Source organism: Weissella paramesenteroides (assembly GCF_051903945.1).
Lineage (GTDB): Bacteria > Bacillota > Bacilli > Lactobacillales > Lactobacillaceae > Weissella > Weissella paramesenteroides_A.
Window position 1 is genome coordinate 1 of sequence record NZ_CP192268.1, and the last position, 14,246, is coordinate 14,246.

11 protein-coding genes and 1 other annotated feature are annotated in these 14,246 nt (G+C 37.8%); of the genes, 10 read left to right on the top strand and 1 reads right to left on the bottom strand.

Annotation, left to right across the window (positions count from 1 at the left end):
* From dnaA to ACQ4QH_RS00035, 7 genes are all read left to right on the top strand, one after another.
* Positions 1 to 1,404: a chromosomal replication initiator protein DnaA gene (gene dnaA / locus ACQ4QH_RS00005; RefSeq protein WP_439818795.1), complete on the top strand. Its 1,404-nt coding sequence runs from the start codon at positions 1 to 3 to the stop codon at positions 1,402 to 1,404.
* Between the two features lie 204 nt (positions 1,405 to 1,608).
* Positions 1,609 to 2,739 (top strand): DNA polymerase III subunit beta, encoded by a 1,131-nt coding sequence (dnaN, locus tag ACQ4QH_RS00010; RefSeq protein ID WP_439818796.1) that lies wholly within the window; start codon positions 1,609 to 1,611, stop codon positions 2,737 to 2,739.
* A gap of 189 nt (positions 2,740 to 2,928) precedes the next feature.
* Positions 2,929 to 3,171, top strand: coding sequence for a S4 domain-containing protein YaaA (gene yaaA / locus ACQ4QH_RS00015; RefSeq protein WP_439818797.1), 243 nt, complete (start codon positions 2,929 to 2,931; stop codon positions 3,169 to 3,171).
* Positions 3,171 to 4,322: a DNA replication/repair protein RecF gene (recF, locus tag ACQ4QH_RS00020; RefSeq protein ID WP_439818798.1), complete on the top strand. Its 1,152-nt coding sequence runs from the start codon at positions 3,171 to 3,173 to the stop codon at positions 4,320 to 4,322. The genes yaaA and recF overlap by 1 nt, the downstream gene beginning before the upstream one ends.
* A gap of 23 nt (positions 4,323 to 4,345) precedes the next feature.
* On the top strand, positions 4,346 to 6,292 hold the full coding sequence (gyrB, locus tag ACQ4QH_RS00025) for a DNA topoisomerase (ATP-hydrolyzing) subunit B (protein ID WP_439818799.1): 1,947 nt from the start codon (positions 4,346 to 4,348) through the stop codon (positions 6,290 to 6,292).
* 36 nt (positions 6,293 to 6,328) lie between these two features.
* Positions 6,329 to 8,905 carry a DNA gyrase subunit A gene (gene gyrA, locus ACQ4QH_RS00030; RefSeq protein WP_439818800.1) on the top strand — a complete coding sequence of 859 codons (2,577 nt, stop codon included), beginning with the start codon at positions 6,329 to 6,331 and terminating at the stop codon, positions 8,903 to 8,905.
* A 249-nt stretch (positions 8,906 to 9,154) separates the two neighbouring features.
* Positions 9,155 to 10,570: a C69 family dipeptidase gene (locus ACQ4QH_RS00035; RefSeq protein WP_439818801.1), complete on the top strand. Its 1,416-nt coding sequence runs from the start codon at positions 9,155 to 9,157 to the stop codon at positions 10,568 to 10,570.
* Between the two features lie 190 nt (positions 10,571 to 10,760).
* Here the strand turns inward: ACQ4QH_RS00035 and ACQ4QH_RS00040 are convergent, their stop codons facing one another.
* Entirely contained in the window at positions 10,761 to 10,934 is a 174-nt protein-coding gene (locus ACQ4QH_RS00040; RefSeq protein WP_439818802.1) for a hypothetical protein, read from the bottom strand.
* 127 nt (positions 10,935 to 11,061) lie between these two features.
* Positions 11,062 to 11,282 (top strand) — a binding site (T-box leader).
* A gap of 368 nt (positions 11,283 to 11,650) precedes the next feature.
* Here ACQ4QH_RS00040 and ACQ4QH_RS00045 point away from each other — a divergent pair.
* From ACQ4QH_RS00045 to ACQ4QH_RS00055, 3 genes are read left to right on the top strand one after another with little or no spacing between them, the layout of a single operon-like run.
* Positions 11,651 to 12,421, top strand: coding sequence for an acetoin reductase (locus ACQ4QH_RS00045; RefSeq protein ID WP_439818803.1), 771 nt, complete (start codon positions 11,651 to 11,653; stop codon positions 12,419 to 12,421).
* Between the two features lie 49 nt (positions 12,422 to 12,470).
* Positions 12,471 to 13,553, top strand: coding sequence for a methionine ABC transporter ATP-binding protein (locus ACQ4QH_RS00050; RefSeq protein WP_439818804.1), 1,083 nt, complete (start codon positions 12,471 to 12,473; stop codon positions 13,551 to 13,553).
* Positions 13,543 to 14,217 (top strand): methionine ABC transporter permease, encoded by a 675-nt coding sequence (locus ACQ4QH_RS00055; protein ID WP_439818805.1) that lies wholly within the window; start codon positions 13,543 to 13,545, stop codon positions 14,215 to 14,217. The genes ACQ4QH_RS00050 and ACQ4QH_RS00055 overlap by 11 nt, the downstream gene beginning before the upstream one ends.
* Positions 14,218 to 14,246 lie beyond the last annotated feature (29 nt).

Genomic DNA, 14,246 nt, shown 5'->3' on the forward strand with positions numbered 1-14,246 from the left:
ATGGATCCTATCCAACTTTGGAACGCTATTAAAGAAGAACTGCGAAATTCAATCTCGCAAGGCTTTTCTTATACAAATTACGTTGATACACTCAAACCATTGCAACTGGTTGAAAACGAAAATAATACGGTAACCTTACAGTTGACAACTGCTTATGAACAAGTTGCATCAGAATGGTTAAACGCAAATAGTTCTTATTATCAAGCCTTCATGCAAGCTGCCATGACAGCTACATTAAAATTAACGGGACAACCAACGTTCATTATTCCTTCAGTAACGTATGTCTCTCCAACACCAACAACATTATTTGATCTACCAGAAGATGACGAAAACGTTCATCAACAAAACAATGCCAGCCTTGCATCTGAATTCGTCACACAATCTATTTTGAATCCAGAATTCCGCTTTGAAACATTTGTTTCATCAGATGAAAATCGTGAAGCCTACGCCGTAGCACAAGCTGTTGCTGATAAACCCGGTACACAATGGAATCCTTTACTTATCTATGGGGGTGTTGGTCTAGGTAAAACCCACTTAATGCAAGCAATTGGCAACAAAGTTCTAGAACGGACACCAAACGCAAACGTTAAATTTATTACTACTGAGGACTTCATTAATGACTTTACTGAAGCTTTACGTCGCGGACAAAAAGAAACTGAAGCTTTCAAACGTGAATATCGGTCAACTGATCTACTAATGGTTGACGATGTACAGTTCCTAGCTGGTAAAGAAAAAATCCAAGAAGAATTTTTCAACACATTTAATGCCATTACACGTGAAAATCATCAAATTGTACTAACATCTGATAAATTGCCAAAAGAAATCCCAGGTCTAGAAATGCGTTTAGTTACACGCTTTGGCCAAGGTTACTCGGCAAACATTACAAAGCCTGATTTACCAACACGTGTCGCCATCCTAAGAAATAAATCTGACCTTGAAAATCTCAGCATTCCAAATGATGTTATCGACGAAATTGCTGCCGCTGTAGATACCAATGTTCGTGATCTGGAAGGGGTCTTCAATCAAGTTGTCGGCAAGATGCGTTTTTCAAACGTACCAGTCACTGTTGAAACTGCTCGTACAATATTAGAAACAATGAACTTCAAAAGACAACGAGCAATTACCATTCCTATCATCCAAGAAGCAGTCGCTAACTTCTTTAACGTCACTGTCCAAGATTTAAATGGTAAAAAGCGTAATAAAGAAATCGTAGTACCACGACAAATTGCAATGTATATTGCCCGCGAATTAACACAAGACTCTTTGCCTCAAATTGGTCGTGCATTTGGTGGTAAAGATCATACAACGGTCATGCATTCAACTGAAAAAATTGAAAATGCCATCGAAAATGATAGTATTTTAGCTGAACAAGTGCAAAATATTCGTGAAGAATTGAGCAATTGATAAAAATGTCATTGTGAATAATTCACTAACTATACAAAAGTTATCCACAGGTTTGTATACATAGACCAATTCTTGGTGTAATGGTATAGGTTATAGTTATCCACAATTTCCACACCCCTTATTACTATTATTATCTTTTTTATTTATAATTAAGTAAGGCATTACGCACTTCATAATTATGTTTTTGTGCATTGAGGAGATCTTATGGAATTTACAATTAATCGAGCAGCTTTTATAAAAGCAATGAATAATGTTAATCGTGCGATTTCATCACGAACATCAATGACGATCTTAAAAGGGATCAAATTAGTTCTTGATGAAACCGGATTAATCTTAACTGGATCAAATACAGATATTTCAATTGAAATTTTAATTCCAGCTAATGATGATGAAGCTAAATTACAAATTATGGAGCCAGGTGCCATTGTTTTGCCAGCCACTTTCTTTTCAAATATTGTTAAGCGATTGCCAGGTGAAACATTTAAGTTAACCAATGCTTCTGGTTTACAAACGAAAATCACATCTGAAAATGCTGAATTTGATATTAATGGGCAAGATGCAAATAATTATCCACATTTACCTGAAGTTGAGGTACGTAATGATTTGACATTATCTGCTGATACATTAAATGAAATCATTGGTCAAACTGTTATTGCAGTTTCAAAACAATTAAGTCAACCCATTTTGACAGGTGTTCATTTTATTTTGGCAAGTGGTAATTTAACAGCAGTCGCTACTGATCGTCATCGCTTAGCCCAACGTTCTGCCGCATTCGATGATTCAGATGTTAATGCAGATATTATTGTACCTGGAGCTTCATTGACACAGTTGCAAGCCATGTTAGATGAGGTTGAGACTGTTGATGTTCGTGTTGCTGAAAATCAAGTTATTTTCCAATTAGGAGAAAATACAACTTTTTACTCACGATTATTAGAAGGAAATTATCCAGATGCGTCACGGTTAATTCCTACTGAAAAGCGAACGACTTTGACGATTAATGCTCGTGATTTGTTACAAACAATTGAACGTGCAGCTTTGTTAAGTCATGAAGGCCGTTCAAATGTTATCCAATTTGCAATCACAAGTGAAAAATCTTTAATTTCATCAAATTCACCAGAAGTTGGTCGTGTTGAGGAACAGATTTTTGCTGCTGAGACAGCCGGCGATGATTTAACCATTTCATTTAACCCAGACTATATGCGCGAAGCATTACGTTCATTTGGGGATGAACAGATTCAAATTGGTTTTAAAACAGCCCTGGACCCATTCACATTAGTACCAACAAATAATGAGACTAACTTTATTCAATTGATTACACCAGTTAGAACTTACTAAAAACATTTAAAAAGCCGAAAATTGCTAGTTTACGACGAAAAAGCAATTTTCGGCTTTTTTATTTAAACGTTGTTAAACAACCTGAGAGACGCTATGAAGCCGTAATTAGATTGTGAAAAGCTACAAAAAAGCGTATAATGTAAATAATATGGAACCGTGTAAATGCCATTTTAATTAATGGTAGGAAGGATGGAAAATTTGGCAACAGAAGTGCAAATTCAAGCACCCTTTATTACATTAGGGCAATTGTTAAAAGAAGAAAGTATTATTGCAACTGGTGGTCAGGCAAAATGGTTCTTACGAGAGAACACTGTTTTAGTGAATGAAGAGCCTGATGATCGACGTGGTCGTAAACTATATCCAGGAGACGTGATTGCAGTCCCATCTGGTGAACGTTTTGTTATTAATGGGACAGGTGCTAGTACGGACTAATGGAACTAATGTCGTTAAAACTAAACAACTTTCGAAATTATGAATCATTAGATGTTTCATTTTCATCGGGCGTTAATGTCTTTTTAGGTCCAAATGCACAAGGTAAGACCAATTTATTAGAAGCCATTTATGTTTTAGCTTTAACTCGTTCACATCGTACGTCAACTGATAAAGAATTAATTAGTTGGCAAGCAAAAGAAGCTCAAATTGCAGGTACGGTGGCGCGTCAGTATAGTGATGTACCATTATCGTTAAAATTTACAAATAAAGGTAAAAAGGCACGTATTAATCATTTAGATCAAGCAAAATTAGCTAATTATATTGGTCAATTAAACGTCATTTTATTTGCGCCAGAGGATTTAGATTTAGTAAAAGGTGCACCGAGTGTGCGACGCAATTTTATTGATCGAGAATTTAGTCAGATGAGTGCAAAATACTTATATACTGCAAATCAGTATAAAGAGGTATTAAAGCAACGCAATCGCTATTTAAAACAGTTACAAAGCAAACAAGCCTCAGATAAATTATATTTGGATGTTTTAACCGAACAATTGGTCAATTTTGCGAGCGAATTAATAACTCGTCGTGTCACATTAATTAAAAAGTTGGATGCTGCAGCCCAACCAATTCAAGCAGCAATTACACAAAATAATGAACAGTTACACATCCAGTATGTTTCACAGCTTAATAATGAATCGTTAGCTAATATTGAATCAGTTAAACAAGCAATGTTAACAAGATTCAAACAATTACGTGAACGTGAAATTATAATGGGGACGACATTGTTAGGACCACATCGTGATGATTTGCGTTTTGATGTTAATGAACATGATGTGGCTAATTTTGGCTCACAAGGCCAACAAAGAACGACTGCTTTAGCAGTTAAGTTAGCTGAAATTGATTTGATGAAAGAAGAGACAGGTGAATATCCAGTACTATTATTGGATGATGTTCTTTCTGAGTTAGATAGCGATCGGCAAACACATTTATTAGCTGCAATGCAAGATAAAGTGCAGACATTTATTACTACACCTTCGCTAAGTGATGTGGCACGTCAATTAATACATGAACCAAAGATATTTCATGTGGATTCAGGGCATTTAGTAGAAACTGAAGATGTTAAGGTGGACGATACTAGCGAAAATAACTAGTTGTTGAGTTTAAGGAGGGAAGCATGGCTGAAGAAGATGTATCACAAATGCATACACAGGCAGATGATTATGATGCCAGTCAAATTCAAGTTTTGGAAGGATTGGAAGCAGTTCGTAAGCGTCCAGGTATGTATATTGGATCGACATCAAGTCAAGGACTACACCATTTAGTGTGGGAAATTGTCGATAATGGTATTGATGAGGCCCTAGCAGGGTTTGCAAACCATATCACAGTAACGATTGAAAAAGATAATTCAATCACTGTTATTGATAATGGTCGTGGTATCCCGGTAGATATTCAAGTTAAGACTGGTAAGCCAGCTCTTGAAACCGTATTTACGATTTTACATGCTGGAGGAAAATTCGGCGGTGGCGGTTACAAGGTTTCAGGTGGGCTACATGGTGTTGGTGCTTCAGTTGTTAATGCGCTATCAACAAGCCTAGATGTACTGGTTGTGCGTGATGGTAAAGGCTTTGCAATGGACTTTGAACGCGGTCATGTAAAGACAGAAATGCATGAGATTTCCGTTGATGACAAACCTGTTTCACGTGGAACAATTGTTCATTTTGCGCCAGATCCAGATATTTTCCGTGAAACAACTGTATTTGATTATAAGACATTGATGAATCGTGTTCGCGAACTAGCTTTCTTGAATAAAGGACTACGTATTTCAATTACTGATATGCGTCCTGAAGAGCCAGTTGTTGAATCATTTCACTATGAAGGTGGTATTAAGGAATACGTTGATTTCTTGAATGTTAACAAAGATGTCATTTTTAATGAGCCAATTTATGTTGAAGGCATGGAAAATGATATTGATGTTGAAGTATCACTACAATATACAGACGATTTCCACAGCAATTTGCTATCATTTACCAATAATATTCACACGTATGAAGGTGGAACGCACGAAACTGGGTTCAAGTCAGCTCTAACTCGTGTTATTAACGATTATGCTCGTAAAAATAAAATACTAAAAGATAATGATGACCCACTTTCTGGAGATGATGTTCGCGAAGGATTGACAGCCATTGTGTCTGTGAAACACCCAGATCCACAATTTGAAGGTCAGACGAAAACAAAATTAGGTAATTCAGACGCACGAACAGCTGTTGATCGCATGTTCTCAGAAACATTTGCTCGTTTTATGATGGAAAATCCAACAACGGCTAAGCAAATAGTTGAAAAGGGAATTTTAGCTGGTAAGGCGCGTTTGGCAGCTAAACGTGCACGTGAGGCAACACGTAAGAAGTCAGGATTGGAAATTGCCAACTTACCTGGAAAACTTGCTGATAATACATCAAAAGACCCAGAAATTTCTGAACTATTTATCGTTGAGGGTGATTCAGCCGGTGGTTCTGCTAAGCAAGGACGTGAGCGTTTAACCCAAGCCATTCTGCCAATTCGTGGGAAAATTTTGAATGTTGAAAAGGCATCAATGGAAAAGATTTTGGGTAATGATGAAATTCGTTCATTATTTACGGCGATGGGAACGGGCTTTGGAACAGACTTTGATGTGACAAAGGCAAAGTATCATAAATTAATTATTATGACTGATGCCGATGTCGATGGGGCCCACATTCGTACATTGCTATTAACATTAATCTATCGTTATATGCGTCCACTATTGGAAGCAGGATATGTTTATATCGCACAGCCACCGCTTTACCAAGTACGTCAGGGTAAATTTATTAAATATTTGGATGCTGATTCTGAACTTGAAGCATTGTTGCCAACTTTACCAGCATCTCCTAAGCCAATTATTCAACGATACAAGGGTCTTGGGGAAATGGACGCTAGCCAATTGTGGGAAACAACCATGGATCCATCAGTTCGCCGTTTATTGCGTGTGGAAATGGATGATGCAATTGAAGCAGATATGGTTTTTTCAATGCTTATGGGTGATAAGGTTGAACCTCGTCGTAAATTCATTGAAGAAAATGCACAGTATGCTGAATTAGACGTCTAAACAGGCACACGATTACAGTAAGAGAAAGGAAGTCAAATGGCTGAAGAAGAACAAACAAACAGCCGCATTAAATCTGCTAAACTTGGCGAGCAAATGCGAACATCTTTCTTGGATTATGCCATGTCAGTTATTGTGGCACGTGCACTACCAGATGTACGAGATGGGTTAAAGCCAGTTCATCGTCGTATTTTGTATGGCATGAATGAGTTGGGTGTGACCCCTGATAAGCAACACAAGAAGTCAGCCCGTATTGTTGGGGATGTTATGGGAAAGTATCACCCACACGGAGACTCAGCGATTTATGAATCAATGGTCCGTATGGCGCAAGACTTTTCATATCGTTACATGTTGGTTGATGGTCACGGTAACTTTGGATCTGTCGATGGTGATCCAGCTGCCGCCATGCGTTATACTGAGGCGCGATTGAGCAAAATTGCGACTGAAATGTTACGTGATATCAACAAAGATACGATTGATTTCCAAGAAAACTATGATGGTACTGATCGTGAACCAGTTGTTTTACCAGCTCGTTTTCCTAACTTACTAGTTAATGGAGCAAATGGTATCGCTGTTGGAATGGCAACGAATATTCCACCTCATAATTTGGGTGAAGTTATTTCGGGACTTCATATGTTGATGAAGAATCCAGATGTGACGACAGCTGAATTAATGGAGGCTATTCCAGGACCTGATTTCCCAACGGGTGCAATCGTCATGGGAAAATCAGGTATTCGTAAGGCTTACGAAACTGGAAAAGGTGTGGTTACCGTCCGTGCAAAAACGGAAATAGAGACTGAAAAATCAGGTAAAGAACATATTATTGTGACTGAGTTACCTTATATGGTTAACAAGGCCAAATTGATTGAGCGCATTGCTGAATTGGGCCGTGATAAGCGTATTGAAGGTATCACTGGTGTTAATGATGAATCTGATCAAGAAGGAAATCGAATTGCGATTGAAATTCGTCGTGATGTGTCAGCATCTGTTGTATTGAACAATTTGTATAAAAATACGTTGATGCAAACAGGATTTAGTTTCAATATGCTTGCAGTGCAAGATGGTCGACCAAAGTTACTCAGTTTGAAGGATATGTTGGTCGCTTATCTGGATCATCAGCAAAAAGTTGTTCGTCGTCGAACAGAATTTGAATTACGTAAAGCACAGGCACGTGCCCACATTCTTGAAGGGTTACGTATTGCTTTAGATCATATTGATGCCATTATTAATATTATTCGACATTCAGAAACATCAGAAATTGCTAAGCAAAAGTTGATGGTTGACTATGCCTTATCTGACAAGCAATCACAAGCTATTTTGGATATGCGTTTGGTTCGTCTAACTGGCTTGGAACGTGACAAGATAGAAAAAGAATATCAAGGATTATTAACAGCAATTGCTGATTTCCAGGATATTTTAGCTAAACCTGAACGTATTGATGAAATTATCTACACGGAATTACTTGAAGTACAATCAAAGTATGGTGATGAACGTCGTACTGAACTACAAATTGGTGACGTCACGAGCATTGAAGATGAAGACTTAATTGAAGAAGAAGATATTATTGTTTCATTGACACATGCTGGCTATATTAAGCGCATGCTACAATCGGAGTTCCGTGCGCAAAACCGTGGTGGTCGTGGTATTCAAGGTATGGGTGTTAACGATGATGACTTTATTGATGAATTGATTGGTACGTCAACCCATGATACGTTGTTGTTCTTTACAAATTCAGGTAAAGTTTACAAGATGAAGGGATATGAGATACCAGAATATGGTCGTACGGCCAAGGGTATTCCAGTTGTCAATTTGCTCGGCATTGAATCTGGCGAGAGTATTCAAACGGTTATTAATGTCCGTGGTGATGCTAGCGAGAGTAGTGACTATCTCTTCTTCACAACACGTCAAGGTGTGGTGAAGCGTACACCAGTTAATGAATTTGGCAATATTCGTGCGCATGGTTTGAAGGCAATTAACCTACACGATGGTGATGAATTAATTAATGTTCTTGTTACTGATGGTGATCAAAATATCATTATTGGGACACATGGTGGTTATGCAGTGTCATTCAATAGTGAAGCGGTTCGTTCAATGGGACGTTCTGCTGCCGGTGTTCGTGGTATTACCTTGCGTCCTGATGATTATGTTGTGGGTGCCCAAGTATTAATTGATAACGGACATGTCCTCATTATTACTGAAAAGGGTTATGGTAAGCAAACGCTAGTCGACCAATATCCAATTAAGGGACGTGGTGGTAAAGGGATTAAAACCGCACAAGTCACAGAAAAGAACGGTCCATTAGCTGGTCTAAAGGTTGTAGATGGTAGTGAAGACATTATGCTAACGACCAATAAGGGTGTCATGATTCGCTTTACAGTTGATTCTATCTCTGAAACGGGTCGTGCCACACAAGGTGTACGTGTTATTCGTTTGGATGATGATTCATCTGTGGCAACTTTTGCCAAAGTAGAGCACGTTGTTGCCGAAGATGTCGATGCTGAAGATACTAATTTATCTGAAACATCTTCTGACTTACCAACTGCACCTGCTGAAGGTGAACAACCAGCAGAAGTAACTGAATTATTACATCGTGCTGAAAACGATGATCAAGAGTAGTATTATTTTAATTGAATTTTAGAGGCTGGAACAAAAAAATTGTTCCAGCTTTTTTGTGCTAAAATGTATTAATTATAAGCATGTCAGTTTTATAGCATAAACGCGCTCCAAAAGTCTGAATCTTCAATGTAACGCAATTTGCGCAATTCCTGTCCTTCGCTTTTACGACCAAAAATTACGCAAACTACGTTACACACCGGCTTTAAAACGACTTTTGTCGCGCTCTCAAAATTATCTGGGGGTAAAATAATGAACAAAGTAGGATATCAAGCACATCAAAAAACTTGTACAACTATTCTAGTCGGCAAAAATGCAACAATTGATGGCTCAACCATGATTGCGCGTAATGAAGATGGTGGTGATCAGCCTAATCCACAAAAATTTGTTGTCTATCCAGCAAATGCTGCTAGTACAATTTATGAATCTGGGGCTAATCATGTCAAAATTCCGTTGCCCAGCAATAGTTTACGATATACTGCAACACCGGATGCAGATGATTCATTTGGTATTTGGGCAGGAGCCGGCATTAACAGTGAAAATGTTGCAATGACAGCAACTGAAACAAGTACAACGAATACGCACGTGCTTGCTGCCGATCCTTTGACTGATGATGGGATTGGTGAAGCTGATATTACGACGTTAGTATTGCCATATATCAAGTCTGCACGTGAAGGGGTTATTCGTTTGGGAGAATTACTCACAAAATATGGTACCTATGAATCTAATGGTATTGCCTTTTCTGATCATGATGAGGTTTGGTATTTTGAATCAATAGGTGGTCATCATTGGGCAGCTATCCGAATTCCAGATGATGCGTTTGTTGTGGCACCAAACCGTTTTAATATCGATTATTTTGATTTTAATTCAAATGATACGATGTCATCAGCAGATTTAGAACAATTTATCGCTGACTATCACCTTAATCCAGATATTGATGAGACAAACGTCAATCTTCGTCATATTTTTGGTAGTGCAACTGATAAAGATCGCATTTATAACAATCCACGTGCTTGGTATGTGCATCAATTATTTGCCAAGGATAGTGAGAATGAACAACCGGAAGATCAAGATTTACCATTTATAGTTTATCCAAAGAAAAAATTGTCAGTTGATGATGTGAAATTTGCCTTAAGTTCGCATTACCAAGGCACAGCTTTTGATCCATATGATCATGTAGAGAAGCCAATAAAGTATCGACCAATTGGAATTAATCGTAATCAGGAATCACATATCCTACAAATTAGACCAAATGTTCCGGCTGATATTGCAGGCGTTCATTGGTTAGGATATGGTCCGAATACCTTTAACGCATTTGTGCCTTTTTATGTCAGCGTGTCAGCTACGCCAGCCAGTTTTGAAAAGACAACCCCAACATTTGATGTATCAACGAGCTACTGGTTGACACGAGTCATTGCAGTCATTGCTGATAAAGATTTTTCAACCTATCAAGATATGCAAGCCAGGTTTGAACAACAAATTGTCGCAGATAATGTACGATTACAACAACAGACGGATGAAGCTATCCAATTAGGCCAAACGGTTGATTTAGAAGTGGTCAATCAAAAAATGGCTGACAATTATATGCAGGCAGCCAATACGTTACTTGGCCAAATGACTATTTTGGGAACAAAGAAGATGCATCTACGTTTTTCAGTAGCAGATTAAGGATAGATATTTAGTTGCTTATTATGTCAATGAGAATGTTTAGAAAAGATGCCAAGTGTGCAACCAATGAAAATCCCAATTAGTTGAAAGAGAGATGATTCGGAAATAATAGGTTCACCCATTTTCCATTTAATGATGGTTAAACAAATAGCAAAAAGAAAAATGGTATAAAGCAAATTTTTCCACCAAATCATTTCGGTACCTTTTTTAGCGGATGAACCTTGTTTAAAATACCAATCAAAGTAAATGCGCTGGTAAATATGATAATAACTGGCCACCAAAATGAGTTAGTTAAAACATAAAGAATTAGAGAAATAACTAGCGCAATAAATAATATTAATTCATGTCGATTTTGTCTTGTCATGAAGCGAGTCCTTATATTCAATGATATGTGCCCCTAAACTACCATAATGTGATAGTTAGTTCAAATATATTTCACCTTGACAGTCGCGGTTAATGAGTTTAAAATTCATATCAGATTAAAATAAGATTAAAAAGCAATGAAAAGATGAGTAAGCGCGTAATGTTTTCAGAGAACTTGTGGTGGGTGTGAACAAGTAACTAAGCGGACTGAAGATGGTCTTTGAGCGAAAGATAGTGAGCTTTAGTAAGCTATCAATGGTTGACTGCCAATATCAAGTTAATTATGGCAACATGATAAGCTGGTTTTTACCAGGAATTAAGGTGGTACCGCGTACAAAACGCCCTTAGGAAAGATATATTTCTTGAGGGTGTTTTTTTAATCTGTCTATCAAGTTAAATAATGTGAGTCGGAAAGTAGTTACAAAACAAATTTACAGAAAAACGATAAATGATGAGAGTCGTGATTTAGTTTGTAAACGAAAAATGGCCGATGATTAAGCAGTGTGAGCAATCATGTTAGCACTGTTCGGGTTGTCTCCGTTAATGGACAGACCGAAATATAGGTAAATGATCTATATTTTTTCGGTTAATAAGGTTTGTCTGAGTAATCGACAAACGAATCAGAATGGTAACGTGATGCCCTCACTTCTGTTGTTACAAGCAGAAGTGGGGGTTTTTAATTTGTTATAAAAATGGCATTGAAAAGGGGATATAAACATGGGAAAAACAGCAATTATTACTGGTGCGGGTCAAGGAATCGGTGAAGCTGCGGCTTATCGTTTAGCTAAAGACGGTTTTAGCATTGCGGCAGCAGATATTAATCAACCAACGGTCACCAAAGTTGTTCAAAATTTACGTGATCAAGGGTTCCAGGCAAAGGCTTACGTATTAGATGTTGCTGACCGGCAAGCCGTATTTGATTTAGTTGATGAGGCTGTTAGTGACTTGGGTGAATTAGCAGTATTTATCAATAATGCGGGGATTGCTTTTATTGATTCAGTGATTGATTCAGATCCAGAAAAAATATCTAGATTGTTTGATGTTAATTTAAAAGGAACTTATTGGGGAATTCAAGCCGCTGCAACAAAATTTAAACAGCAAGGTCATGGTGGTCATATTATTAATGCAGCTTCACTTGCTGGTATTGAAGCATCAGCTTTGCAAAGTGCTTATTCGGCTTCAAAATTTGGTATCCGTGGCTTAACACAATCTGCGGCAAAGGAACTTGCACCAGATCAAATTACTGTGAATGCATACTGTCCTGGTATTGTTCGAACGCCGCTACGTGATGCAATCGATGAAAAGACATCGCAAATTAAAGGCATCTCCGTTGCACAACAGCGGGCAAATTGCTTAACAGAAATTGGATTAGGTCGTGAAGCAACTTCAGAAGATGTGGCTGAAATTATTGCTTGGTTTGCATCACCAAGTGCGGCCTACATTACCGGTCAATCATTATTGGTTGACGGTGGTATGCATTTTAGTTGATTAATAGTCTTTATTGTCAGCAACAAAGAAAATAAAGGGGGACCATGCAATGGGTGTAGCAGATATTGCAATTGATCTGCAAGATATTAATGTTACTTTTCAGCGAAAAAATGAAACAGTAACTGCTGTCGATAATGTCTCATTACAAGTAAAAAAAGGGAGTATCTATGGCATTATTGGCTATTCAGGTGCTGGTAAAAGTACTTTGGTACGTGTGATTAATTTATTACAACGACCTACCAGTGGCAAAGTGACAGTATCTGGTAAAGATTTACAGCAATTAACTGATAAAAAATTACGGGGCGTCCGACAGAAAGTAGGGATGATTTTCCAACACTTTAATTTATTACGTTCACGAACAGTTTTGAATAACGTTGAATATCCATTACTTAGTCGAAAAATATCACGTAAAGAACGTCAGGATAAAGCTCTTGAATTGCTGAAATTAGTAGGATTAGCAGAATATGCACAATCATATCCTGAAGAACTTTCGGGCGGTCAAAAACAACGTGTTGCAATCGCACGTGCTTTAGCAAATGACCCTGATATATTAATTAGCGATGAAGCTACCAGTGCGTTAGACCCACAAACGACAGAATCTATTTTGAAGTTATTAAAAAAATTGAATGATGAGTTGGGACTAACAATTGTGTTGATCACTCATGAAATGCAAGTGATTAAATCAGTTTGTCAGGAAGTTGCAGTAATGGAAAATGGACAAATTATTGAGCAAGGTTCCGTTGGTGACCTATTCACCGAACCAAAGCAACCATTAACAAAGAAGTTTGTTGAATCAGCAGCAAATGTAACTGAAATGCGCCAACAGATCGTAGAAGATGAATTAGTAGAGAAATTGCAGCCAAATGAACGTTTGCTCTATCTAAGGTTTTCAAGCAAGTCAACGAGTGAATCAGTTATTTCAGAATTGGCTATTCAGTACGACGTGAAGGCAAATATTATCTTTGCGAACGTACAAAAAGTAGCCCAATTATCATTAGGTTACATGTTAGTTATTTTATCTACAGCAGATGGTCAATTTGATCAAACATTCCATTATTTAGAGACAGCTGATGTGAAAGTCACTGATTTTTCTAATGATGTAAAAGAGAAAGGGGCAGCATATGTTAGCTAATTGGTTTCCAAATGTTGCTAGTATCTGGCCACAATTTGTTCAGGCTACTTGGGAAACATTGTATATGACATTTTGGTCAGCATTAATTGCTGGCGTATTGGGTCTTGGCACTGGAATTTTTCTTGTGGTTACCCAACCAGGTGGCATTAATGCTGATCCACCATTTTATAGTTTTCTAGATAAAGTCGTTAATTTATTGCGATCGGTCCCATTTATTATCTTGTTAGCAGTGATGGCACCAGTTACAAAGTATATTGTCGGTACAACAGTAGGCACACCGGCAGCTTTAGTGCCATTAATTGTTGGTATCTTCCCATTTTATGCGCGTCAGGTTCAAAATGCGTTACTAAGTATTGAACCATCAGTCATTGAAGCTGCACAAGCAATGGGATCAAGTACAACTGAAATTATTTTTCGAATTTATTTACGGGAGTGTTTACCAGATATTATTCGCGTCTCAGTTGTTACGATCATTAGTTTACTTGGCCTGACAACGATGGCTGGTGCTATTGGATCAGGTGGACTTGGTGATATTGCAATTAGTGTTGGTTATGCTCGCTTTGAAAATGATGTGACAATTGCGGCACTGTTGGTCATTTTAGTTTTGGTATTTATGACACAAATTATTGGTGATTGGGTCGCTCGTCGAGTTGAACGACTATAGTATCAAACAATTCATATCTAGGTATCATA